23 protein-coding genes are annotated in these 24,048 nt (G+C 52.5%); 13 read left to right on the top strand and 10 right to left on the bottom strand.

Translation table 11 applies throughout. The features are described from left to right. The first annotated feature begins 7 nt into the window (after positions 1-7). The gene (locus tag CMUST_RS16880; protein WP_047261511.1) at positions 8-196 is read left to right on the top strand and encodes a hypothetical protein; all 189 of its coding nucleotides are present in this window, start codon (positions 8-10) and stop codon (positions 194-196) included. A 96-nt stretch (positions 197-292) separates the two neighbouring features. After that, positions 293-784, top strand: coding sequence for a hypothetical protein (locus CMUST_RS04545; protein WP_047261512.1), 492 nt, complete (start codon positions 293-295; stop codon positions 782-784). A 124-nt stretch (positions 785-908) separates the two neighbouring features. Here the strand turns inward: CMUST_RS04545 and CMUST_RS04550 are convergent, their stop codons facing one another. From CMUST_RS04550 to CMUST_RS04560, 3 genes are all read right to left on the bottom strand, one after another. Continuing rightward, positions 909-2,528, bottom strand: a complete 1,620-nt coding sequence (locus CMUST_RS04550) for a solute symporter family protein (protein ID WP_047261513.1) — start codon at positions 2,526-2,528, stop codon at positions 909-911. 15 nt (positions 2,529-2,543) lie between these two features. Continuing rightward, on the bottom strand, positions 2,544-2,891 hold the full coding sequence (locus tag CMUST_RS04555; RefSeq protein WP_047261514.1) for a DUF485 domain-containing protein: 348 nt from the start codon (positions 2,889-2,891) through the stop codon (positions 2,544-2,546). A 414-nt stretch (positions 2,892-3,305) separates the two neighbouring features. Continuing rightward, positions 3,306-3,926 (bottom strand): resuscitation-promoting factor Rpf1 domain-containing protein, encoded by a 621-nt coding sequence (locus CMUST_RS04560; RefSeq protein WP_047261515.1) that lies wholly within the window; start codon positions 3,924-3,926, stop codon positions 3,306-3,308. 693 nt (positions 3,927-4,619) lie between these two features. On the opposite strand from CMUST_RS04560, the gene CMUST_RS04565 reads away from it, so the two are divergent. Beyond that, positions 4,620-5,006 carry a cold-shock protein gene (locus CMUST_RS04565; RefSeq protein ID WP_047261516.1) on the top strand — a complete coding sequence of 129 codons (387 nt, stop codon included), beginning with the start codon at positions 4,620-4,622 and terminating at the stop codon, positions 5,004-5,006. Positions 5,007-5,066: 60 nt separating this feature from the next. Here the strand turns inward: CMUST_RS04565 and CMUST_RS04570 are convergent, their stop codons facing one another. Together CMUST_RS04570 and CMUST_RS04575 are read right to left on the bottom strand one after the other, a co-directional pair. Then, the gene (locus CMUST_RS04570; protein ID WP_047261517.1) at positions 5,067-5,612 is read right to left on the bottom strand and encodes a DUF2771 domain-containing protein; all 546 of its coding nucleotides are present in this window, start codon (positions 5,610-5,612) and stop codon (positions 5,067-5,069) included. Between the two features lie 11 nt (positions 5,613-5,623). Next, entirely contained in the window at positions 5,624-6,469 is an 846-nt protein-coding gene (locus CMUST_RS04575) for a glutaminyl-peptide cyclotransferase (RefSeq protein WP_047263382.1), read from the bottom strand. Between the two features lie 37 nt (positions 6,470-6,506). Between CMUST_RS04575 and CMUST_RS04580 the strand changes: the two genes are divergently transcribed. The 3 genes from CMUST_RS04580 to CMUST_RS04590 all read left to right on the top strand — a co-directional run bounded on the left by CMUST_RS04580 (position 6,507) and on the right by CMUST_RS04590 (position 10,256). Then, positions 6,507-7,316, top strand: coding sequence for a DUF3027 domain-containing protein (locus tag CMUST_RS04580; protein ID WP_047261518.1), 810 nt, complete (start codon positions 6,507-6,509; stop codon positions 7,314-7,316). A gap of 171 nt (positions 7,317-7,487) precedes the next feature. Next, positions 7,488-8,954, top strand: a complete 1,467-nt coding sequence (locus CMUST_RS04585; RefSeq protein WP_047261519.1) for an NCS2 family permease — start codon at positions 7,488-7,490, stop codon at positions 8,952-8,954. 441 nt (positions 8,955-9,395) lie between these two features. Continuing rightward, positions 9,396-10,256: a TrmH family RNA methyltransferase gene (locus CMUST_RS04590; RefSeq protein WP_047261520.1), complete on the top strand. Its 861-nt coding sequence runs from the start codon at positions 9,396-9,398 to the stop codon at positions 10,254-10,256. A 9-nt stretch (positions 10,257-10,265) separates the two neighbouring features. Here the strand turns inward: CMUST_RS04590 and CMUST_RS04595 are convergent, their stop codons facing one another. From CMUST_RS04595 to serC, 3 genes are all read right to left on the bottom strand, one after another. Beyond that, positions 10,266-11,177, bottom strand: coding sequence for a DUF6928 family protein (locus tag CMUST_RS04595; protein ID WP_047261521.1), 912 nt, complete (start codon positions 11,175-11,177; stop codon positions 10,266-10,268). A 32-nt stretch (positions 11,178-11,209) separates the two neighbouring features. Continuing rightward, positions 11,210-12,220 carry a septation protein SepH gene (gene sepH, locus CMUST_RS04600; protein WP_047261522.1) on the bottom strand — a complete coding sequence of 337 codons (1,011 nt, stop codon included), beginning with the start codon at positions 12,218-12,220 and terminating at the stop codon, positions 11,210-11,212. Positions 12,221-12,354: 134 nt separating this feature from the next. Continuing rightward, on the bottom strand, positions 12,355-13,488 hold the full coding sequence (gene serC / locus CMUST_RS04605) for a phosphoserine transaminase (protein ID WP_047261523.1): 1,134 nt from the start codon (positions 13,486-13,488) through the stop codon (positions 12,355-12,357). 743 nt (positions 13,489-14,231) lie between these two features. On the opposite strand from serC, the gene CMUST_RS04610 reads away from it, so the two are divergent. Continuing rightward, on the top strand, positions 14,232-15,524 hold the full coding sequence (locus CMUST_RS04610) for a citrate synthase (protein ID WP_083987415.1): 1,293 nt from the start codon (positions 14,232-14,234) through the stop codon (positions 15,522-15,524). A 173-nt stretch (positions 15,525-15,697) separates the two neighbouring features. After that, positions 15,698-16,057 carry an FKBP-type peptidyl-prolyl cis-trans isomerase FkpA gene (gene fkpA / locus CMUST_RS04615; RefSeq protein WP_047261524.1) on the top strand — a complete coding sequence of 120 codons (360 nt, stop codon included), beginning with the start codon at positions 15,698-15,700 and terminating at the stop codon, positions 16,055-16,057. Between the two features lie 69 nt (positions 16,058-16,126). On the opposite strand, the gene CMUST_RS04620 is transcribed toward fkpA, so the two are convergent. Beyond that, on the bottom strand, positions 16,127-17,638 hold the full coding sequence (locus tag CMUST_RS04620; protein WP_047261525.1) for a carboxyl transferase domain-containing protein: 1,512 nt from the start codon (positions 17,636-17,638) through the stop codon (positions 16,127-16,129). A 103-nt stretch (positions 17,639-17,741) separates the two neighbouring features. On the opposite strand from CMUST_RS04620, the gene CMUST_RS04625 reads away from it, so the two are divergent. The 5 genes from CMUST_RS04625 (at position 17,742) to CMUST_RS04645 (ending at position 22,930) form a co-directional block, all read left to right on the top strand. Further along, positions 17,742-18,605, top strand: a complete 864-nt coding sequence (locus tag CMUST_RS04625; protein ID WP_047261526.1) for an aldo/keto reductase — start codon at positions 17,742-17,744, stop codon at positions 18,603-18,605. A gap of 141 nt (positions 18,606-18,746) precedes the next feature. Beyond that, positions 18,747-19,556 carry an enoyl-CoA hydratase gene (locus CMUST_RS04630; RefSeq protein ID WP_047261527.1) on the top strand — a complete coding sequence of 270 codons (810 nt, stop codon included), beginning with the start codon at positions 18,747-18,749 and terminating at the stop codon, positions 19,554-19,556. Between the two features lie 379 nt (positions 19,557-19,935). Next, positions 19,936-20,274: a DUF485 domain-containing protein gene (locus tag CMUST_RS04635; RefSeq protein ID WP_047261528.1), complete on the top strand. Its 339-nt coding sequence runs from the start codon at positions 19,936-19,938 to the stop codon at positions 20,272-20,274. Positions 20,275-20,285: 11 nt separating this feature from the next. Next, positions 20,286-21,932 carry a solute symporter family protein gene (locus CMUST_RS04640; protein WP_047261529.1) on the top strand — a complete coding sequence of 549 codons (1,647 nt, stop codon included), beginning with the start codon at positions 20,286-20,288 and terminating at the stop codon, positions 21,930-21,932. Between the two features lie 167 nt (positions 21,933-22,099). Continuing rightward, on the top strand, positions 22,100-22,930 hold the full coding sequence (locus tag CMUST_RS04645; protein WP_052844533.1) for a hypothetical protein: 831 nt from the start codon (positions 22,100-22,102) through the stop codon (positions 22,928-22,930). Positions 22,931-22,934: 4 nt separating this feature from the next. Here CMUST_RS04645 and CMUST_RS04650 read toward each other — a convergent pair whose 3' ends face one another. Then, the gene (locus CMUST_RS04650) at positions 22,935-23,879 is read right to left on the bottom strand and encodes a DUF1906 domain-containing protein (protein ID WP_047261530.1); all 945 of its coding nucleotides are present in this window, start codon (positions 23,877-23,879) and stop codon (positions 22,935-22,937) included. Between the last annotated feature and the right edge of the window lie 169 nt (positions 23,880-24,048).

Genomic DNA, 24,048 nt, shown 5'->3' on the forward strand with positions numbered 1-24,048 from the left:
AGGACACATGGCAAACATGGAGAAAAAAGGTTACGTCGATCCGGGCTGGCCAACCGAGGTTCCAGGTGGCGGGCATTATGTTACGGAAATTGTCGCGAAGTTCGTGGGTGCTAATAGCCCATACGGCGATGTCCAATTTCCAGTCCCTGCTGAAGAACTCGGCTATGTTCACCCCTATACCCGCGTGAACAAGTAACTATTTACTAGTTATTTCGTACATGGCCGCCCTAAACTCCGTCATAGGTAGTTTTAGGGCGGCCACGTGTTTGTTCGCCCTGTGAAAGGAAGAAAAATGGGTTTCAGTTTGCGGTTCCAGTCTTTCCGCGAGGACGTGACACCGGATACGCTTCGTCACGTAATAACGACATTTCTAAGCGATCGGGGTCTAGCTATTGATCCAGACAGCGGCGAACTACACCGTGGCGGTACCTCGCTGACCTTTGACGGCGAACCTACTGATCTATACATCACCGGTCTAATTGGGGATGAACCTCCGTCTGGCGGAATCGATCACGCCACGCTAAGCCACAGCGAATGCGACTTCATCTACGACTTATGTGTGGCCGGGCAGTGGGTGATTATTAACCTCCAACAAAACCCGCCCATTATTGTTCCGAATGTAGCCTATGACCGTGCCAAACTTGCTGAGGTCGAGGCGGCCATGGAAGAAGAATCGGTGTTCGTCACCTCGGCCGCCGAATTGCGTTCGACGCTCGCAGCAGGCTTCGCCGAGTTTGTCGATTATGTTCACACGTGTGTGGAAATCCATGGTGACCAAACTTAAACCTTAAAAACTACCACCTAACACACATCAGGTGTTTCCACGACCCCTAGAATCCACCCCGCCTACCCGCATAAAATGGTCCCCCAAAGAATCAGTCTTTGGGGGAACACACGTTACGCGGAGATTAGTGCTCGACAGCCTTCTCCACGCCAACGCCGGTGAGCGACCGAACTTCCATCTCGGCTGCCTTTTCTGGGAAGTTATCAGGCTTACCAATGAAGGTGCCGATGATACCCAGCAAGAAGCCCGCAGGGATAGCGATGATTGATGGATTCGTGAGCGGGAACCATGCGAAGTCGACGTCTGCACCCAACATGGAAGTCTCAGCGCCAGATACGGCAGGTGAGAACGCAATAAGGATGATAGAAGTCAACAACCCGCCGTAGATCGAGAACAGTGCACCGGTGGTGTTGAATTTGCGCCAATACAGTGAGTAGATGATGGTAGGCAGGTTCGCGGCGGCAGCGATACCGAAGGCAAGCGCCACCAAGAATGCGATATTTTGGCCCATCGCACCGATACCCAAGACGATGGCGAGGACGCCGATAACCACAACGGTGATACGAGAAACCCGAACCTGCTCCTCTTCGGTAGCTTGGCCGTTACGCAGGACGGAGTTGTAGATGTCGTGCGCCACCGAGGCAGATGCGGTAATCGCAAGACCGGCCACCACGGCGAGAATCGTCGCAAAGGCGATAGCCGAAATGATAGCCATGAAGACCGTGCCGCCCACCTTGGCAGACAGCAGCAGCACCGCGGAGTTTACGCCACCAGGTGCAGCCTGGATAGTCTCTGGGCCAACCAGTGCGGCTGCGCCGTAACCCATGACGACGGTGAGCAAGAAGAATAATGCGACGATACCGATAGTCCATGTCACCGAACGACGAGCTTCACGAGCGGTAGGAACTGTGTAGAAACGCATCAAAACGTGTGGCAGACCCGAGGTGCCGAACACCAACGCCAAACCTAGGGAAACGAAGTCGAGCTGGGTGAGGAAGGACTTGCCGTACTTCAAGCCAGGGCCGAGCACAGCTTCACCTTGAGGGTGGTTGGCAACAGCAGCCTCCAGTGTGGCGTTGAAACCACCCTTGATATAGAAGAACGTCAAAAGAGCGATAACAAGCGAACCGCCCACCAAGAGCACCGCCTTGATCATCTGGACATAGGTGGTTCCTTTCATTCCGCCTAACAGAACGTAGACGATCATCAAGACGCCAACCACAGCGACTACCGCGGCTTGAGCTGCGCCGCCGGAAATTCCCAGCAGCAGCGCCACCAAACCACCAGCACCAGCCATTTGGGCGATGAGGTAGAACAAGGAGATGCACAATGTTGAGATCGCAGCCGCAGTGCGTACAGGCTTTTGCTGGAGCCGGAACGATAACACGTCGGCCATGGTGAAGCGACCGGTATTTCGAAGCGGCTCGGCAACCAATACCAGTGCGACCAGCAACGCGATGAGGAAGCCGACCGAATAAAGGAAGCCATCGTAGCCGTAGAGTGCGATGGCACCGGTTACACCGAGGAATGCTGCAGCAGACAGGTAGTCACCAGCGATGGCTAAACCGTTTTGCCAACCGGAGAAGGAAGCGCCGCCAGTGTAGAAGTCGGAACCCTTTTGGGAGGTTTTACGAGTTGCACGAATAACGAAGGTTAAGGTTGCAACGATGAAGATGACGAAGATAGCGATATTGAGAATCGGGTTTCCGGTCTCAATCGCCTCTTGGGCGTAAATGTGTGTCATGAGTTGATTCCCTCCCTATTTTCCGGCTGGGGATTCCATGTGCGAACGGATGGCCTCGGTGGCTGGGTCGATCTTATTGTCGGCAAAGCGGACGTAGAGCCACGTGATTAAGCCAGCAGTTGCGAACTGTGCCAAGCCTAAGACCATTCCGATGTTGATTGCTCCGTAGACCGGTGTTTTAACGAAATCAACCGCGAAGGTGGCCGTGACGATATAGAAGATGTACCAAGCCAGGAAAGCTATGGTGACGGGGAAAGCGAAGCTGCGAAACGTTTTACGCAGAGCAGCGAATTCCTGGGATTCGCTCATCGCAATGAACTCGTCAGGCGTTGGAACATGCTTAACGCGATCAGGTGAAGACATTTTAAACGACAGACCTTTCACTTTCTATCTGGAAGATCAATCTAAAACTTCGTAAATATGCAATTCACACCTCTTGAATCCATCGGTAACGATGGGTGGTGGGAGGCACCTCACGAATTTTTAGCGATGTGGCTTATTACACACTAATTTCACGTTCTTGTCTTAGTTATGCTGATAAACGGGGGGAAATTATTCACACATAAAACTTCGCAAAGTTGCGAAGATTGCAAATCTGCTAATTGGTTTTTGTATTCAATATTTATCAAAGTGCCGATAAATCAGGTGGTAGTGCCGATAAATCAGGTGGTAGTGGCGATGCGAACGGGGGTAGGTGGCACAAAAAAGCCGCTTTTCCCTTGTGGGAAAAGCGGCAAAAGCTACGTCAGAGACGGGGGAGAAGACTACCCCCGTTTTTTACTGAGTCTGAAGAGCGGTGTCGATTACTTCACGGTTGGCGGTGTAGAACGCATTGAAGTCATCGCCGTGTGCGGTGTAGAAGGCTTGCACCTCTGCAGGGACTGCTACGCCGTAGGAAGCCAAGCGTGCTTCGAGCAGCTTGTACACGGCATCAGATGCGCGCTGGGAAGCCTCGGACTCGGAGGAAGCTGCAACAGCGTTCTCCACTGCCTGAACAACAGCCTGTGGGGCACCGTTAACAACGTTGCGTGGGGTTGGTGCGGAATTTAGGCCCAGCTTGCGGGAACATGCTGGCCAAGCGCCCCAGCCCTGTCCAGCGAGAACGCGCTCTGCTACAGCGATTTGCTGCTCGCGGGTTGCCTGGTATGCGTATGGAGCGAACTCCTGTCCGCCGTAACCGCGCCAGGTGGAAGGGGAGAACTGGAGGCCGCCGTGGTAGCCATTTCCGGTGTTGATAGCCCAGTTGCCGCCGGATTCGCATTGTGCGAGACGATCCCAGTCGGAGTCTGGGGCTGCGGAAGCGGTTGGGGAGAAAATGGCGGTGGCGGTACCGACTGCAACGGTGGAAGCTGCAAACTTTGCCAATGGCGATACAGTCTTACGTGCGTGTCGTGCCATGTGAATATCCTCTCGTGGGCCGCTAGGGAACATTTGATTCCCTCAAGATCATCATGTGATGTTCTTGCCCTTGCTTTGCTGTGTAGTTTCGGTAGGTGGGCGTCCTTCGTGGTACACCTCGAAATGGTCCAAGTACACAAGTGCACCGTATGCTTCAGTCTTGGTGTCCAAAGCAAGGGGCTGCGGAGACAAACCAAGGGTGCCTGAAGCGGTGCTCGATGAATAACACTAACGCTTTATAACGTTTCTGTCACGTTTTTTAGATATTTGCGGCTAAATTTTAAGGTTTATGGGGTGTTTTTCTGCTGGTAAACCTATACAGATTTGAAAAATGTGATCTGCGCGTCAGTCGTTATACCACTTTGGGTTGGTGTTAGTTGAACCAGGCTTTCGTTTCGCTATAATTGAGTCTCTACTCCGCGATTTTCATAAAACCAGCCGGGGCAGCGCGCAACTGCGCATCAAACTAACACTACATGGTGTTTGTGTTGGTGTGTTTTTTACATTCTCTCGATCCAGCTTTCCCCGGACCCACACAATGTGGGCATCGTCTTAGGTGACGATGCCGGTTTGAATCTGCGGATCGGGGGATAATGAAAGCATATTAAAACACGCAGATTTGTTGGGATGTTGTGGCTTGTAGCTTGTGAGAATCGGGGACCTCGCTAAAAGTGAAAGGAAGGTTGACGGATTATGCCCATCGGCAAAGTGAAGTGGTATGACGCGGAGCGCGGCTTCGGTTTCGTCTCCAATCCGGGTGCTGAGGATTGTTTCGTTGGCAAATCTGTGCTGCCCAAAGGGGTAACGGAATTGCACCGGGGGCAGCGTATTGAATTCGACTTCGCCGCGGGCTCGAAAGGGCCGCAGGCGCTACGGGTTCAGCTTGTCGACGAACCCCGGCCGCGGCGGGCGGAACACAAGTTTTCGCCGGAACAGCTTGGTTCGATGATTGCCGATATGGTCACGATGCTCGAAGCTAAGGTGCAACCAAAGCTTACTGCTGGCCATTACCCGGACCGTAAAGAAGGAAAACAAATAGCCGAAATACTTCGGGTGGTTGCTAAGGAATTGGACTCCTAGTACCCGTAACACAAAACGCCCTTAAAGCTTGCAGAAGACTTTAAGGGCGTTTATTCGTTTTTAGTTTCTAGGCTTTTCAGCGGCGATCGACCAGGTAACCGTGTAAGGGGTTTCGTTGCCTGCCTTATCCGGCCCGATCATGACTGATTTGATCTCGGCGACAATCAGCTTCGGTCGATCTGCGGATTCTTTCGAAACCGGGTCGACGGAAAGCGGCACCGAAGCGGTCTGTTTTTCGTAGGGCCCGTAATAGAATTCGTCGTTTGCGGCCGGATTATCGTAGATGGCCAATAGCGACCAATCGTGGTCGTAGATTTCCTTTGGAACCGAGATTTCTAATTGCTCGGCCGACTCCACAATTGCGGGATCAAGCGTCGTTACGGTTGATTCTTCACACGGCACGCCGGGTTCGCACAAACTATAGGGCTTAAACTCTTGCGTGTGCTCGCCTGCTGTGACTGTGATTGTCACCTCGCGCGGATCGGGTCCGGGGCGGTTATTCCACCAGTTCTGAAACAGCACCGAACACACGATGACGATAACGACGGCGGCTATAAGGGAAACGATCTGAATAGCATTTTTACGACGCCTGGTCTTACGGCTCATAGTTGTTCATCCTAGCGTGTGGGCACGAACTGGACCTCGTACAAATCCGGCCACCGTTTTCCGGTGAGGTACAACCGGTCAGTTCCGGGAATGCTAGCAATGCCATTAAGGACATTATTGCTGTCCGCGGCGGCTCGATTAGGTACCGTCGATGCATCGATGATCCCGGTTACATCGCCAGTATCGAGGCTAATGCGGTAGATGTCGGTGGATAGGAACACATTTGAATAGACGATGCGATTACCAGATTCGTCGGTGGTGCAGTCCAGTTCGTTGAGTGACTGGGCCTTCGAACCACCCACTGTGACCGGAATGCGCGATCGCTCGGCAAAAGTTTCAGGGTCAATCAGCCGCAATTCATCGGTGCCGTCTGACATAACAACGACATCGGGGAAAGAACATAACCCCCAGCCTTCGCCCGGATAGGTTACCTCCGCTTGCTGCTCCAACGTTTCGGCGTCCCGTTTATAGGCCACCCCAGCCTTCCACGTTAATTGCCACACAGTGTCGCCCACTCGGGTGACTCCTTCGCCGAATTGTTCGGCGGGAATTGACTGGGAATGTTGCTGCTCGCCGCTTATCGACGAGTGATAGACCCGGCTTTCCCCATTCCATCCGGTGCTTACCAGTAACCGGTCGCCATCGACTTCCAGTCCTTGCGTAAAAGAAGTGGCGTCAAATGGATGGGTGTCCACGATTTCCACGTTATACCTGGCAACGTCGGCTCCGGCGGCGTCGACAAGCGAGTGCGAAGCAGAAGCCTGCGACGGCGCATTGGTTTCGGTAGGGGCGGCGCAACCAGCAGCAACGGTGAGGAAGCTGGTTGCAACACAAAGGCTAATTTTGCGGCGAATCATGGTATCTATCATGCCCGTTGTGCATTTCAAAACCTAGATGGGAAATAATGGACTGGTGCCACGTAAACGATCGAGAAACCGGAAGAATGCCGGACTGCTCCTAAGTCCGCTGGCTATCAGCATTGCGCGAGAAGCGTTAGAAGAGTTGGGAGAAGGTGACATCGGCGACCACAAGGGGGTAACAAACATCGGCGCCCATGTGGTCACCCACAGGTTTGCGGCGAACGTGCCGGGCTATAACGGCTGGGAATGGAATGTTGTGATCGCCTGTGCAGCAGGGTCACAATGGATTACAGTTTCAGAGATCGCGCTGGTTCCAGGCGGGACGGCACTGAAAGCACCCGATTGGGTTCCCTACCACGAGCGCATACAGCCTGGTGACTTAGGACCTGGCGATTACATGCCTGCCCGGCTAGATGACGAACGTCTCACCGATAATCCCGCAGATTTCGCATTGCCGGAACCTGTAGATACATTATCGGTGGGATCACAAGCACCAGCTGCTGTTGATGATTCAGGGCTTGCGAAAACAAATACCGTGCGGCGGCTATCGACCTTGGGCTTGCAGCAAGCCATCGGTCGATGGCGGGACGGAGAGTTTGGCCCACAGTCGCCGTTTGCTCAGCGCGCGGAATATTCCTGTGCCAGCTGTGCCTTTTATCTTCCCGTAGTTGCGCCAGCGAAGACAGAAGTTGGGGTATGCGCAAACGAGTTTTCTGCGGACGGCTCGGTGGTAGCCTCGGATTACGGTTGCGGTGCGCATTCTTTGACGCCACCGGCAGAGCCGTTAGGTGTGGTGGAGTCGGAGGCATTTGACGACGAAAAGCCAATCGAGGTGGAGTTCTAGCACTATCAGAGCTGAAATGCTCCCCATATTAATGTGAACTACAACACTTTATATGTGGTTGGGTTTGTTGTTGCTGCACCTGGAATGGGATTCTGATTGCGGAATGTTTTCCGCTCATCCGCAGGTGTCCTCACAACCATGGTGAGGACTTCACACTTACTTGGAGAAGAAATGGCAGAATCCACCGTGGGGTCAGATGCGCAACAAAGCGCGCTCGATCGCTTTTTCCGAATTACGGAACGAGGCTCCACTTTAGGCACCGAGATTCGGGCTGGTGTAGTGACCTTTTTTGCGATGGCCTACATCATCATCTTGAATCCACTCATCATTGGCACTGGGGAAGATGTCAATGGCAAAGTATTGGGAATCCCACAGGTTGCGGCGGCAACCGCCTTAGCTGCCGGCGTCATGACCATCGCGTTTGGTCTGATTGCCCGGTACCCATTTGGCATCGCTACCGGTCTGGGCATTAACACTCTAGTCGCAGTGACCATGGTCAGTTCGGAAGGCCTGTCGTGGGAAGAAGCGATGGGGCTTGTGGTCCTAGACGGTTTCATCATCGTCATTCTCGCCGTATCTGGTTTCCGTACCGCCGTGTTTCAAGCCATTCCACCTTCAATTAAAGCGGCAATGGGTGTCGGCATAGGTATGTTCATTGCTCTTATCGGTCTGGTAGACGCAGGTTTCGTTCGTCGAATTCCAGATGCAGCTGGCACTACCGTTCCCGTCACGCTGGGAATGAACGGATCTATCGCATCTTGGCCGACGGTTGTCTTCGTGATTGGTCTGGTCATCTGCGGAGTCCTGGTGGTCCGCAATGTGCGAGGTGGGTTGTTTATAGGAATTGTGGCAACAACCATTATCGCGATGGTTGTTGAAGCGATCACCGGTGCAGGGCCATCGTTCGTAGATGGTGAACCAGTTCCAACCGGGTGGTCACTGGCGGTCCCCGTAATACCGGAGTCGTTTGGTGGGCTTCCAGACCTGTCACTTGTCGGAGACTTCTCACTCATCGGGGCCTTCAGCCGGGTGGGTGTACTTGCAGCTACTATGTTGCTTTTCACGCTGGTGCTGGCCAATTTCTTTGACGCAATGGGCACGATGACTGCGTTGGGTAAACAGGCTGATTTGGTAGATGAGAAGGGGAACCTACCAAATATGAAGGCCGCGTTAGTTGTTGAGGGCGCTGGTGCAATTGTTGGTGGTGGTGCTTCCGCATCTTCTAATACGGTCTATCTCGATTCTGCAGCTGGTATCGCTGATGGTGCCAGGACAGGGTTGGCCAATGTCGTCACGGGTGTACTGTTCCTTCTGGCGATGTTCCTAACCCCACTGTATTCCATCGTCCCTATCGAGGCAGCGGCACCTGTGCTGGTGGTTGTGGGTGCGCTGATGATATCGCAGGTGCGTGATATTGATTTCAGTAAATTCTATATCGCTCTCCCGGCGTTTCTCACGATAGTGGTTATGCCGTTTACCTACTCGATTGTTAACGGCATTGGCGTTGGATTTGTCGCTTATGTTCTCATGGCTACGGCCGCTGGGAAGGCGAAGGAAATTCACTGGATAATGTGGTTGATCTCCGCATTATTCTTGGTATTCTTCGCGGTTGATCCAATCTTGAATGCTATTGGTTAATAGCCAAGCTAAAAGTGCGAATTCAGTACTAGATTCGTGCAGATAAACACATAAACTGGGTATCTGGCTACTGTGGGGGTAAGTAGCCAGGTACCCAGAATTCATTGAAAAACAAAGACTTAGAAATAGGCAGTAGCGAATTACTAATTTTGCGTCATTCTGGGACGATGTAGCGTGCCACACTCCCAACTCGACCTATTTATCTCCTAGACCAGAAAACCTACCGTCACACCAAATAAAGGTCGAGTTGCGCTCTTGGAGGCTGTGCTAATTACTCATCTGGTTGCAGAATCATCAGGGCTAAGCCCCGCGATTTCTGCACCAACGTCACGCACGTTAGGAAACGAAGGCATGTAAAAGCGTTGGTTAATTGTGCGGTGATACCACCTAGCGTGAGATCTAAGGTGCGCTTATCGATGGGCTGTTTTAAGGTAGTAGGCTATGGTCTTTCCGCATATTTCCAGCGCATCCGATTTAAGACTTGCTGATTTTCGCGATCTCAAGCACTCCGATAATCGCCCTGATTTACCTGGCGGTAAGGGGCTCGTGATAGCAGAGGGGCCGCTTGTGGTGGGAAGGCTGCTTGATTCTCGATTCCCAGTACGCTGCATAGTGGGATTCCCACATAAGCTCAATAGCTTTTTAGCAGAACCGGAGATCGCTGCTCTCATTGCAGCAGAGAAAATTCCTGTTTATAGTGTCGACCGACCAGTGCTGGCTGAAGCGGCTGGTTTCGATATGCACCGTGGGTTGTTGGCATCAGCGGATCGGGCTGCGGCCCTTAGCATCGATCAGGCTATCAAAAATGCAACAACGATTGTGGTGTTGGAAGGAGTAGGGGATCACGAAAACATCGGAGCTATGTTTCGTAACGCTGCGGGGATGGGGGTTGATGCGATTTTATTCGGCAACGGTTGCGCCGACCCACTGTACCGTCGGGTTGTTCGGGTGTCGATGGGGCACGTGCTACGCACGCCGTTCGCCCATTTTGATGGAAAATTCACCAATTGGCAGTGGGGGCTACGTGCACTGTCAGATGCTGGATTCCATTTGGTGTCGCTTACCCCCAACGAGAGTGCGGTACCACTAGCTCAGGCGCTTTACGACGATGCTGGCGTTGCGTATCCGAAGATTGCATTGCTGGTGGGGGCGGAGGGGCCGGGACTTACTGAACATGCGATGCGCGCCACTCATGTGCGCGCAAAAATTCCCATGTCTTATGGTACCGATTCGCTTAATGTAGCGACAGCTGCCGCCGTCGCGTTCTATGAGCGGTTACGCGGTTTAGAATCCCCGCAGTAAATTTGGTTACTACCTATCGGTACGTTTTGGTGGCTTAATTTGATCCATGTGTCGTAGTCGGTCGTGTAGTTGTCCCAAGCGTGCGGATACTTTCTTTCCTGCCCTGTGTGCCTTAGCCTTCGCTTGTGAGATGGTTGTGCGTGCCACGCGTTGCAGCTCCTGGCTAAAATCCGTCTCGGCGATGAGCTCGTCGAACTCATGAACTCCTTCGTAATCGTCGTAGTCACGTCGGATCCGTCCCAAACCCAACTGGCCAGAAGCGGTGGCGGAAAGCTGTCCGATGTCGGGTTTTTTGGGCTCTGCGATTTTCGGTTCGGGCCGCCCGTCAATAGCGTAGGCAACTACATTGATGTCCGGCGCGGTGGCGACATCGAATCCTAGCCAGTAGCGTTGGGCTTCTTCAGCCAGAGCAACAGGTTCAAATGGTAGGGCGATACTGCTATGTTTGGTGCTGGTTGTCCCTGCCCAGAATTGGTTTTCAAAGGGCTCTACTAAACCAATATCCTCGTAGACGCGTTGCGGTTCGGCACAGAAAGAGCGTTTCAGTGTGCCGCCGCGCCAATGCGCAAAACCACCGAAGCCGGTATCGGTATTGGTGGCAAAAGCATAAACATCGGATGCTGGGAGCGCGGTGCGAAGCCGAGTATTGAGCGTGGATAGTGCGGTTGTTCCGGTGATGACTGTTTGGATTACCGACAAACCCGCAAAGCCTGCGATGTAGAATTCACCGGGCGATACTTGGGCGGACCGATTTAAGGAGAATTGACCGATCGGGGTCACCGACCACCGAGGGTTGAGTTGGGATAATAACTTCCGGCCGAAGCCGCGGTCGGCGCGTGGGGTCGCGGCAATCACTCGCTGTGGATCGGTGGCGGTGACAAACCACAAGGTAATGACGAGATCTTGTGGCTGTGAATCCACGTATTATCCTCCTGCAATTCGATGAAACGTTTTTATTTACGAGGTCGCTTAGTGCTGGTGCGAACTCCCAAGAGTACGTCCTCCCAATGGGGCGTGACTGCTTTTCGACGCCGTTTCGTTTGCGGCGGTGGGTGTTGCACGAGATCCTCGCCCTTGGCTTCCTGTGCCGGTGGGGTAGTTGGCTGTTCGGAGTCTTCTTGGAAGTTCTCCGGTAGATCTTCGTCCCTCACCACGGGGATCGGTGAAGTCACCGCCGTTAGGCTGCGTACTGGTTGGACGAAATCCGGGTCTATTAAATCGGCTGCCAAGCTATTTCGGGCTACGGCGGTCGCACTGGAAGTCCCATGGCGATGATAGGACCATTCTGCAATGTTTTCGCTGACACCAACTGCCCAGCTTACTGTTACCACCCATTGGCCAGCGCTGTCGCGATAGGTATCCCACTGTGTAGTGGTCAGGTCGAGACCACGTGCGGCGAAAGCGGTAGCGAGGATTTCCCACAAGGTTAATTTTGCGGGACCATCATCACGGACTGGGTGGGCGCGTTTGGCTAGATCCGCAAGGCGTGCGCGTTCCAACAGCACCGGATGCGCATAGCTTTCGATTCGCGACGCGGGGACGTCGTTAAGCTCAGCAATATCGGCAACCGATGCGCCTGCACGAATGCGCTCTTGGATCTCCCGTGGCGTCATCTTCAGTGGTGCCGAAAGTCGCGGATCAACCTCCCGTGCTGCAGCGGAATCGCCTATCTCGGACATGGGGGTTAATGGTTGCAGCGGTGCTATGGAATCAATCGTTGCGTGAGGGGTGCTACCTTCTTCTGGCGAAGTCGATGACTTCCCATGACTGATGGTGGAATCACCCGGTGATTCTGCTTCATCGCTGCGGGCGTGGGCCGGGGAATAAGTGTGTTTTGGTTCCTGTTCAACGAGCGCGGAGCGGAGCTCATCGGTGACGACGAGGAAGAACTGTTGATCGTCCTCGGTGCGAAGCACCAATGATCGCGCAGTCGACTCGGCGGGTACCAAGAAGAGTTCCTGCATTAAGACACCAGCTCCTTAAAATTGGTGTTGCTCATGTGATTTAAGTACCCACCTTAACGCACAAACGCACGCAACTGCGGTAGAAAGTCCGCGTGTGCGTGCGTTTTTCCTGCGAAAACTACTGACGCTTCACATTATTTATTGGCAAAACTGCCTTCAAGAACAAAATCTATAGCCTTAGTTAATGTCTGAATGTCAGCAGTGTCAATGGCTGGGAACATGCCGATACGCAGCTGATTTCGGCCCAGCTTACGATACGGCTCAACATCAAGAATCCCATTGCTGCGCAAAATCTTTGCAACTACCGCAGCGTCAACTGAATCATCAAAATCAATTGTGCCCACAACTAAGGATCGTTTCGCCGGATCGCTGACAAACGGAGTAGTTTCGGCGCGCGACTGCGCCCAAGAATATAACGCAGCCGCGTTTGCGGAGGTGCGTTCAACCATCCCTGCCAGACCACCGTTGTTATTCATCCACTGGACTTGATCTGCCAGCATTAACAAAGTGCCCACAGCAGGTGTGTTATAGGTTTGATTCTTCAAGGAGTTATCAACCGCAGTCTGGAGGTTTAAAAACTCTGGAATGAATCGGTCAGAACCGTTAATCTTAGCGATTCGTTCCAAGGCAGCGGGGCTCATAGCCGCGAACCACAACCCACCATCGGAAGCGAAACACTTCTGAGGGGAGAAGTAATACACATCAGCCTCCGCCATATCCACCGGCAAACCGCCCGCACCGGAGGTGGCATCGATGACCACAAGGGAGCCTTCTGAACCTGCGGGCCGAATAATAGGCACCATAGCGCCGGTCGAGGTTTCATTATGTGCCCAAGCTAAGACATCGCAACCATCCATCGCCGTTGGTACCGGGGCATCGCCTGGTTCGGCAGTGACCACCGAGGGTTCATCGAGCCACGGTGCCTTGGCGGATGCTTTGGCGAATTTTGAGGAAAATTCACCAAAAGAAAGGTGGCCAGACTTCTTTTCGATCAAACCGAACGTGGCGGCATCCCAAAACGCAGTTGCGCCCCCCAAGGAGAGGATGATCTCGTAGCCATCTGGCAGGCTAAACAACTCCGCTAAGCCAGCACGAATGTCACCGACAACGTTTTTTACTGCGGCCTGCCGGTGTGACGTACCGATAATGTCGTGGCCGCCAGCAACGATCGCATCAAGCTGTGACTGTCGAACCTTTGATGGGCCGCAGCCGAAGCGGCCGTCTGATGGAAGGAGATTATCTGGCAGGGTGGGGAACTGATCGCTCATGTTCACGCTTTCTTGTCCGAAAAAAGGGAAAACTACCTAATGTCGCAGACCGACAGCAGTGGTTAAAAAGCTTAGCGGTTTCGTCAAGGACATTTCCATTGCAAACCGGTGCAAAACCACCTAACTACCTCCATCTGTGGGCAGATGAATCGGGGATAGTGGTATCCACAAAAACTAAAGCGTGGTCCCTGTGTTGAACACGTAGGGGATAATTTTGCGAATATGCCCTTAACAATCCGTTAAGGTTAGGGGGTGGTAGGGGGTGATTGCTGCCAGGCTGAACAGGGTAAATATGCAGGGAATTTATTAGCTGTCGCGCGTATCACAGCTTTTGGTACACTGTGCAATGCCCCACGCGCAGCTATAAGTATGTACTGTCATACGAGGAGCAAAGCTGATTGATAATCCCCAAAATACCTTGGTGATTTCATCCACCTAAAACTTATGTTGCGGAAGGTACGTAACCTTTATGGTTTTCGTCAACATTCCTCAACACCACATGGTGGCAGCCGCTGCGAAATATAATTAAATCTCTTTAAAACGTTTTTGTCGTCTAAGCCAATACAACTTAAATCAGGAGTGTGAGTATTCACTCTTGATTGGTGAAGGTGTCAGGCCGTTTTAGCTACCAGCTGCATCTTTATAGGTATGTAGCTGTGGCATTACTATAGTTTCTTCAACTTCGCTGAGGACTGTTACCATTCTCGGCGTTTTGAGTTCTCAATAAAAATGAAAGGGAAGCTGTGGCTACTGAAAACGAAAAGGCTGTACTTCATTACCCTGGTGGCGAGTTCGAAATGGACATCATTAAAGCCACTGAAGGCAATGATGGTGTAGTTCTGGGCAATATGCTGGCACAGACCGGTCTGGTTACCTTCGATCCAGGCTATGTCTCTACTGGCTCCACCGAGTCTAAGATCACCTACATCGACGGCGATGAAGGCATCCTGCGTCACCGTGGCTATGACATTGCAGACCTGGCTGAAAACGCTACCTTCAATGAGGTGTCTTACCTCTTGATCAAGGGTAAGCTTCCAAACCAGGAAGAACTGGAAAAATTCAACGACGAAATCCGCCATCACACCCTACTGGATGAAGACTTCAAGGCTCAGTTCTCCATCTTCCCGCGTAACGCACATCCAATGAGCGTTCTTGCATCCTCCGTCAATATTCTCTCCACCTACTACCAGGACCAGCTTGACCCGCTGGATGAAGAACAACTGGATAAGGCAACGGTGCGCCTGCTTGCTAAGGTTCCAATGTTGGCAGCCTATGCATACCGAGCATCTAAGGGCGCCCCATACATGTATCCGGATAACTCCCTTAATGCACGCGAAAACTTCCTCCGCATGATGTTTGGCTACCCAACCGAGCCTTATGAGGTTGATCCCATTCTGACCAAGGCTTTGGACAAGCTTCTTATTCTCCACGCCGACCACGAGCAGAACTGCTCCACCTCCACCGTGCGTATGATCGGCTCCGCGCAAGCCAATATGTTCGTTGCGGTTGCAGGCGGAATCAACGCACTATCCGGTCCACTACATGGTGGTGCTAACCAGGCTGTGCTGGAAATGCTGGAAGAGATCGACAAGAACGGTGGCGACGCAACCGACTTCATGAATCGCGTGAAGAACAAGGAAAAAGGCGTCCGCCTCATGGGCTTCGGTCACCGTGTGTACAAGAACTACGATCCCCGCGCCGCGATTGTCAAGGACACCGCGCATGAAATCCTTGATCATCTCGGTGGCGACCACCTGCTTGATCTAGCCATGAAGTTGGAAGAAATCGCACTATCCGACGATTACTTCATCCAGCGCAAGCTCTACCCGAACGTGGACTTCTACACTGGATTGATCTACCGCGCGATGGGCTTCCCAACCGACTTCTTTACCGTACTGTTCGCCATCGGTCGGTTGCCAGGCTGGATCGCACAGTACCGCGAGCAGCTGGCAACAACCACCAAGATCAACCGACCTCGGCAGATCTACACCGGTGAAACCCTGCGCAAGGTGACCCCTCGTTCCGAGCGGGCATAATAGGGTCAAAAACCACCCGACTCACGGCAGGCCAATTGTGATCCGGAAGCATAATTGAGCTGCAAAATGGAGCCGGTTACGCAAACACCCACTACAATAGGACGGGAGTTTTCGTAGCCGGCTCTTGTCGGTTGCCTTATTCTTTCTCACAGTCCAAAGGAGATTCATCACCCATGGAGAAGCCAGTTATTGAAAAACCAACCGGCCCAGCCCCAGAGGATCTAGTAATCACTGACCTCATTGAAGGCGATGGCCCGGAGGCAATGCCGAATGGCCTGGTGGAAGTCCACTACGTAGGTGTTGACTTTGAAACCGGCCAAGAGTTCGATTCCTCCTGGGATCGCGGCCAAACAATTGAATTCCCGCTTGCCAACCTTATTGCTGGGTGGCAAGAAGGCATCCCTGGCATGAAAGTGGGTGGGCGTCGTCAGTTAATCATCCCACCAGAGGCAGCCTATGGTCCAGAAGGCGTAAACCATCCGCTCGCTGGGCACACCTTGGTTTTCGTTATCGATTTGATCAGCGTCGGTTAAAGCGCAACACTACCGGTTGGGTACCAAAAATAATTTCGGTACCCAACCGGATTTTTCTTAGCCTAATCCCTAATCGGCTATTAACGCGTCGGCAAGCCGCTCATAATGCCGGAAGCGTTGTTCCCGACCTACCCGCTTGGGATTATTCTCCAATTCCCACAACGCGTGGGTTATGTGTTCGATTACCCGTTGAATGAATTCCATTGGCTCATCTGCAGCATCCGGGGCTTCGGGAATAATGTCGTCAATAATTCCCGATTCCAACAGCGCCTGTGCGGACACTCCTTGGTCCTGCATCATCTGTGGTGCATGGGTGGTGTCGCGGTAAATGATGGCCGAAGCGCCTTCTGGTGGCAGCGGTGAGAGCCAACCATTCGCGGCAGCTAAAACCTTATCGGCAGGCAACATCGCTAACGCCCCACCCCCACAGCCTTGGCCGAGAATAACGGAAACGGTGGGCACATCGACGTCGACAAGCTCGCCGAGGGTGCGGGCAATTGAGCCAGCCATCCCAGCCTCCTCAGCTGCCTGCGATAATTCGGCGCCTGTGGTATCAATGATCGAAATTAGCGGGATTTGAAGCTGATGGGCCAACGCTATCCCGCGCCGGGCAAATCTCAAGGCGGCGGGACCCATTTCCGTTTCCGCCAGTGGTGGCTGATTGTGGCGGTCTTGTCCGATTATGACAACTGGTCTGCCACCAATACGGGTTAAAACCACCTTTATCGTTGGGGAAGTACGCCCATCTCCAGTGCCAGATAACGCGATAACCTGTTCCGCTCCTAATGCGGTAAGAAGTTGCTGCAAGCCAGGGCGATCGTGGCGTCGAGTAGCAGTGATCGCATCCCAAGCGCGTAGCGGCAGCGCAGCGGAAACTGGGACATGAACTGTGGGCTCCGCAATCGCCGGAGGCGATAACAAAACGTTGTTGATTTTTTGCATTGAGCTTCGTAACTGTTGCGGCGATATTACTCCATCAATGACACCCTTGGCGGCCAAATTTTCACCGGTCTGAACGCCATCTGGAATTGGGCGACCAGTTGTTAATTCAACCACGCGGGGACCAAGAAAACCCAACAAAGCATTGGGTTCGGCGAAGGTAAAGTGACCAGCAGAGCCCCACGACGCCATGACTCCGCCAGTGGTGGGGTTACGTAGATACACCAAAAACGGCAAGTGAGCATCTTTATGTCGATATACCGCAGTGGTAATCGACACCATAAGCGCAAACGCCGGTGTACCCTCCTGCATGCGGGTGCCGCCCGAAGACGGTGAGATAAGTAACGGGAGCTTTTCTTCCGTAGCACGGTGTATCGCATCGATAATACGACGCGCGGTTGCTGCTCCAATGGATCCACCCAAGAACGCGAACTCACTGAGAACGAAAGCAACCCGCGTGCCAAAGACGGTTCCTTCACCAGTGACTACTGCTTCGTCAACGCCGGATTTCTCACGTGCCTTTGCCAAGGCTGCCAGGTAATCTTCGGAGATGTTTCCGTAATGAGGCGGTTTATCCCAGGATATAAAAGAATCGGCGTCAAGGATTTCGGAAATAAGTTGTTGGGCGGAAATGCGTGTCATGGGGTACAGATTAACCCTTTGGCACCCCCTATTGTGGAAATATTTGGAAAAGAATTGGCTTGACTGCGCTCCTGCTTACTTAAAAAGGGGTACAAACGTGGGTATGGCAGTTAAAAACATTCCAAGTTTTACGCTTAACGACGGCACCGAGATGCCAGCAATTGGATTCGGCACCTGGAAAATAACCGGGCCGGAGGCGGTGGGCATTGTGCGCAGTGCTATTGAATTGGGTTACCGTCATATCGACACAGCGGCGATTTATGGCAATGAAGTGGAGGTAGGCAAGGCGATCAACGATGCCATTGCTGCAGGTGATGTCACTCGGGACGAATTATTCATCACGTCTAAACTGTGGCACGATCATCATGGTGAGGGGTTGGTACAAACCGCTTTTCAAAAGTCGCTCGCCGATCTTGGGCTCGATTATCTTGATTGCTATATGGTGCATTGGCCATGGCCACAGGGTGGGAAATATGTGGAAAGTTTCGCTGCCATAGCCAAGATTCAGGGATTGGGGCAATTGCAATCTGTGGCGGTGGCGAATTTCAACGCCGAACAATTGTCGGATATTCACCGGGAAACGGGGGTAGTGCCGGTGCTTAATCAAATTGAACTGCACCCAGGTTTTTCCCAAGCACAGATGCGTTCCGCGCATGAAGAGTTGGGAATTATCACCGAAGCGTGGTCGCCACTAGCCCGCGGTGATGTGCTTGAAAATCCGGTGATCGTGGAGATAGCTCACCACCGTGGAAAAACTCCGGGTCAAGTGGTGTTACGGTGGCTGTATCAGTTAGGGGTCTCGACAGTTCCGAAGTCCGCAAACCCTGATCGACAAGCAGAGAACCTGGCACTATTCGATTGGGAATTAGGAGAAGAAGAAATTGCAGCTTTAACGGCGTTGGATGAAAGTGATATCGCAGGTCGTATGTATGCAGATCCCGCTGAATTCCCAGGTGAACTAGGCTAAGGGCGGGTATATAAGCTGGAAATTCCCTGTGACCGTCTACGGCTTTGAGCCCGGATTCCAGGGTTGTAACAGCAGGCGGTTACGAAACGCGGACTGCGGTTAGTGAATGTTCTCCATCAGGGGCGTTAGTTATTAGAAAAAATGGAAGGCAGTGTCATCGTGACGGAACCGGGAAATAACGAAGAATTACTGGTAGAAACAACGGGGAGGGTCCGAGTTATCACTCTTAACCGGCCGGAAAAACGAAATGCGTTAAATGCGGATATTTGTCGCAAAATTGCGGTAGTTGTCCATGAGGCAGCCCACGGATCGTCAGATACCTCCCGCGCTATCTTAATTCGGGGAAACGGTAAAGCCTTTTGCGCGGGTGCTGATCTTGGCCCCACTGATGCACAAGCGGAAGCAACTGGAGGTGTCTATGGTGGCGGTTTCCATGAGGCATTGCATACCATGTTGCGCGCTATTGTGAATTCGCCAATTCCTGTTATCGCTGATATTCAAGGTCCGGCTGTTGGTGCAGGTACGCAATTATCACTGGCCTGCGATCTTCGGGTAGCAGGTGTATCCGCGTGGTTTGGTGTTCCCGCCGCCGCGCTGGGATTCGCGTTAGATTCGTGGACGATTAATCGTGCGAAGGACTTGTTGGGAGGTTCGGTTGCTCGCAATATGCTTATCGCACATCAACGAGTAACCGCCGATCAAGCGGCTGTGGTCGGATTTGTAACGAAGATTGGTGACAGTCAAACTGCGTTGAGTTTTGCTGAGGAGGTGGCATCGTTGGCACCGCTAGCTATGAAGCAATTAAAGGGAGTGCTCAATGAACGCGATGGCAGCTACAACTTAGACGCGCAGCAACAGGAGCTTTACGACGCCTGCTGGGCTAGTGAGGACGCGGCAGAAGCTAAGGTCGCGCGTCGTGAGAAACGGGCACCCATATTTCGTGGTCGATGATGTCGCACATCTAGGTTGCGAATTTGCAAAATTAGCAACCTAGATTGTGAATGGTGCCTTTGCAAAATTAACAAAGGGTTTTGTGGGGAGGGGATGGGGGTGGAGCAGCGGCGATAAAAAGACGAGTACATGGCGATTGTTGGGGGTGAGCTAGTGGTTGTAAATGACCTAAATCACTATTTTAGTTCTCCATTGCAAAGTGAGTTAGGTAACTTTTTCTGTGTGACGCAGCCAACCTAACAGATTTTTCTGTGGGGCGTTTTCACCAATGCCTCAACCAATCGTTGCGCTGAGTTGCCAGTTTCTTCATGTCATTCCTCTTAGCGATGAATGCACACTTCTTTGGGGTTTTCCCCGGTTTTGAGAAAGCGAGTTTTTTATGAGTGCTGCTCAAGCACCGCAGCGGCGTCAGCCCACTGCACAAGAATTTCGCGATATGCAAGCGAGCCCGCAGTTTGTCGAGCTCAAGCGAACATATCGTTCCTTTACCTTCCCAATGTCAGTAGCCTTTTTCGTATGGTATGTGGCTTATGTAATTTCGGCTATCTACTTCCCATCATTCATGGCGCAACCAGTAATCGGTTCGATCAACATGGGGGTTATCGCTGGATTTGCCCAGTTTGCCACCACCTTCCTGATCACCTGGATTTACATCCGCTACGCAAATAAGAACATTGAACCGCAGGCTGCGGCTATTCGTGAGGCAATGGAAGGGTAACGGTAATACTCATGACTGAAACAATTTTCGCTTCCGCTACCACCCAGTCCGGGAACCCGATTCTTAATATCGCGGTATTCCTGGTATTTATCGTTGCCACGATGGCGGTGGTGCTTCGGGCCGGTAAAACTACCAAAGATGCTTCAGACTTTTACACCGGTGGCGCATCATTTTCTGGTAAACAAAATGGTTTAGCTATTGCTGGTGACTACCTCTCCGCTGCGTCCTTCCTTGGTATCGTCGGTGCGATTGCACTGAATGGCTATGATGGATTCCTGTATTCGATCGGCTTTTTCGTTGCATGGCTGGTAGCGCTGTTGTTGGTAGCTGAGCCGCTTCGTAACGTTGGTCGCTTCACCATGGCGGATGTGCTTTCCTTCCGCCTCAAGCAAAAACCAGTGCGCGTGGCCGCCGCTTTTGGCACGCTGTTCGTCTCCTTGTTCTACCTGATCGCTCAGATGGCCGGTGCGGGTTCTCTGGTTTCGGTATTGCTTGATCTTCACGACTCTACTTCCCAATCCATCGTGGTTGCAGTTGTCGGTGTCATCATGATCCTGTATGTGCTTATTGGTGGTATGAAAGGCACCACCTACGTTCAGATGATCAAGGCCGTGCTGCTGGTCGGCGGTGTCGGTATCATGACTATCCTGGTGTTCTTCGCAGCCAAGGGTGGCATGTCAACGCTTATGGATCTGGCGGTAAGTAAGCACGCGGCTTCTGATTACATTGCAGAAAAAGGTTACGAGGCAAGTCAGATCCTGGAGCCAGGCCTTAAGTATGGCAAGAATGAACTGACTAAGTTGGACTTCGTCTCCTTGGGCATTTCGCTGGTACTTGGCACCGCTGGTCTGCCACACGTGTTAATGCGCTTTTACACCGTACCGACCGCTACCGAAGCTCGTCGTTCGGTCACCTGGGCAATTATCCTTATCGGCGCGTTCTACCTGATGACGCTGGTTCTTGGTTACGGTGCTGCCGCGCTAGTTGGCCCAGACGCCATTACCGCCGCACCTGGTGGCGCAAACGCTGCAGCCCCACTATTGGCTCTTGCTCTGGCTGGTCCAATTTTCATGGCTGCGATCTCTGCAGTTGCTTTCGCTACGGTGTTGGCTGTGGTAGCTGGACTCGCGATTACTGCCTCCGCTTCCGTTGCACACGATATCTACAATGCGGTGTTGCGTAATGGTCAGGCAACTGAGGAGGAACAGGTTCGTGTTTCCCGCATCACGGTTATCGTGATCGGTGTCCTTTCGATCATTCTCGGAATCTTGGCCATGGGCCAGAACGTTGCCTTCCTGGTATCGCTGGCGTTCGCTATCGCTGCCTCTGCTAACCTGCCAACCATTTTGCTCTCGCTGTATTGGAAGCGCTTTAACACTACCGGTGCAGTGGCCTCCATGTACGTTGGACTCGGCGCAGCGCTACTGCTGATTATCTTCTCCCCGGCAGTCTCTGGTTCACCAACCTCGATGCTGCCAAACGTAGATTTCGCACTCTTCCCGCTTTCTAGCCCTGGTATCGTTTCCATCCCGCTCGCCTTCATTGCCGGTATCGTTGGTACTTTCATCGGCAAGCCGGACAATTTGGACGATCTACAGGCAGAAATGGAAGTCCGCTCCCTGACCGGTGTCGGTGTTGAGGCGGCCGTGGACCACTAAAAGTTTTCAAGGAATTGGCATCTCGCTTAGCGGGTGTCAATAACTGAAGAAACTGGCGACAATGCCCCTGGTACCCCCCATTGTTTCCGCGAATTCTTGCCAGCGTTGAACAATGTCTACCAGGGGCATTTCCCATTCCCAAAAACGATCAGGCTAGGATAATTCGCATGTCCAATTCGAGGTTAGTCGGTGACGTTCGCCGCCGGTGCACGCCAAACGTCGGTAGCGCTAGGGCTGCTGTCGTGATGATAGCCGCTGTGATGTTAACGTCCTGTAGCGGCGCTGACCCCCTCGTTTCAGCACCACAAGTAATGGCGGCACCCGCAACGGCAGCCCAGAAAATCGACATTTCTGGTTTTAACTACTCGCCGCTATCTAACGCGCACATAGACACGCATGGTTATCAAATCACCTATGTTAATCTCGACACAGGCGCTCACGTAGGTTCGGCAAACGAACGTGATAGTCGGCCAGCGTTAAGCTTGATTAAGTTATATATCGCGCATTATGTCTTTGAGCATGGAACAAAGGCGGAAAAAGAATTAGCACAGGACATGGTGTCAAAATCCGATGATGCTGCGGCTGATGAACTATTTGCGGCGTATCCAGAATCCATTGACTCGGTCGCGAGGGATTTTAATCTCGATTCCACCAAGAGTGATCCGTCATGGGGCTATTCGGTTACCTCTACCTACGATGTTGCATATTTTCTAGCTCAGCTCAAAGCTAATGATCCCAACTCGCAAGTGCTTGCATTCATGCGGGAAGCTAAAACTAAAGCTGCTGATGGCACAGTTCAGGATTTTGGTACAGCAGTTTTACCTGGTGTCCTTGGTTCCAAATGGGCGTGGTCGAATGACAAGGATCTACATTCTTCGGCGAGCTTCGGAAACAATTTCGTGGCAGTGGCAGCCGTCCATGGTGATGCAAAAACCCTCACCACACTGGTGGAATACCAACTGTTGGGTGAGGGTAAGAACGCCGAATTTGGCAGCTAATTACTTAGCTCGATTTCTTAGCAATGTCGAGGGCCATATTGATTTGCTCCGCCGAAGGCACCGGGAATTGCCGTCCGCCTGGGATGTGACTTGACATGCTGTTGAGGGCATTACCAATCTGATTGATGGTGTCAGCATCAAGCGGTACACTGCTGCGTTGATCTGATGGTGCGCTATTGCCGGGTGCTGCTGGGGCAGCCGGGGCGGTTCCCGCCTGGCCTGGGGTCCATTGGCCCCAGTCTTGGGCATAAACATTATTTACGTCCACGGTCACGCCGCCGATTACCTGGGTAAAACCGGCCTTCTGATGGATTGTGGTACGCGGGTGAATACGCCCATTGGAACCCCAATCATGCTGCCAGAAATACGAGCCCAATCCATCCTGAATAGACCAGTCAATGGTGTTGTAATTGCCGTATATACCCATGGAGTATCCTTGGCTACGCAATGCAGTGTTGAATGCTTGAAGGTACGGGCGAATCTGTTGTTCGTATTGCTGACGTGATGGATTGTCGTCGATAGCAACGTAGATCGGGCGGCCTTTTGGTCCACCCGCAGCGACATGTAATGCGATTGCCTGCGGTGCATGGATAGCAGCACCGGCTGCACCTTGCTTCCAGTCTGCGGAGGCATCTTTTCCGAATTGATAGACCGAGGCAGTTTTGAGCCCCTGCTGTGCCTGTGCTTGGGTCTCACCGATGGTGACAGGTTTTCCTACCATCCAGCTTTCAGTTCCCGGTCGGCGTTGGGAAACATAGCGTACCGTTCCGATATGTCCGGCGCTACGAATGGCTGCTGCATTCGGTACACCAGCAGCGTAATCAATGACAGTTCCAAGGACTGGTCCGAGTGCATGGGCGGTGGGGGCGACGGTGGTGGACAGCGTGAGCGCCCCGGCGAGAGCTACAGCGGTTGCTTTAAGGAAACGGCGGCGACTGAAAATACTCATAAATCTCCCAAATAGAACGTCGGAAAGCTAAGGCAACGAATGGGCTCCGCTGAACCTTCAGCAACATTATTAACACTAGTAGACAACAGTAACAGGATCGGGTGTGTAAATAAAGTGCTGTTTTAGCTATGGGGTCGCCGGATGTCTAAAAAATACGAAAGCCACCACC

The organism is Corynebacterium mustelae (genome assembly GCF_001020985.1).
Classification (GTDB): domain Bacteria; phylum Actinomycetota; class Actinomycetes; order Mycobacteriales; family Mycobacteriaceae; genus Corynebacterium; species Corynebacterium mustelae.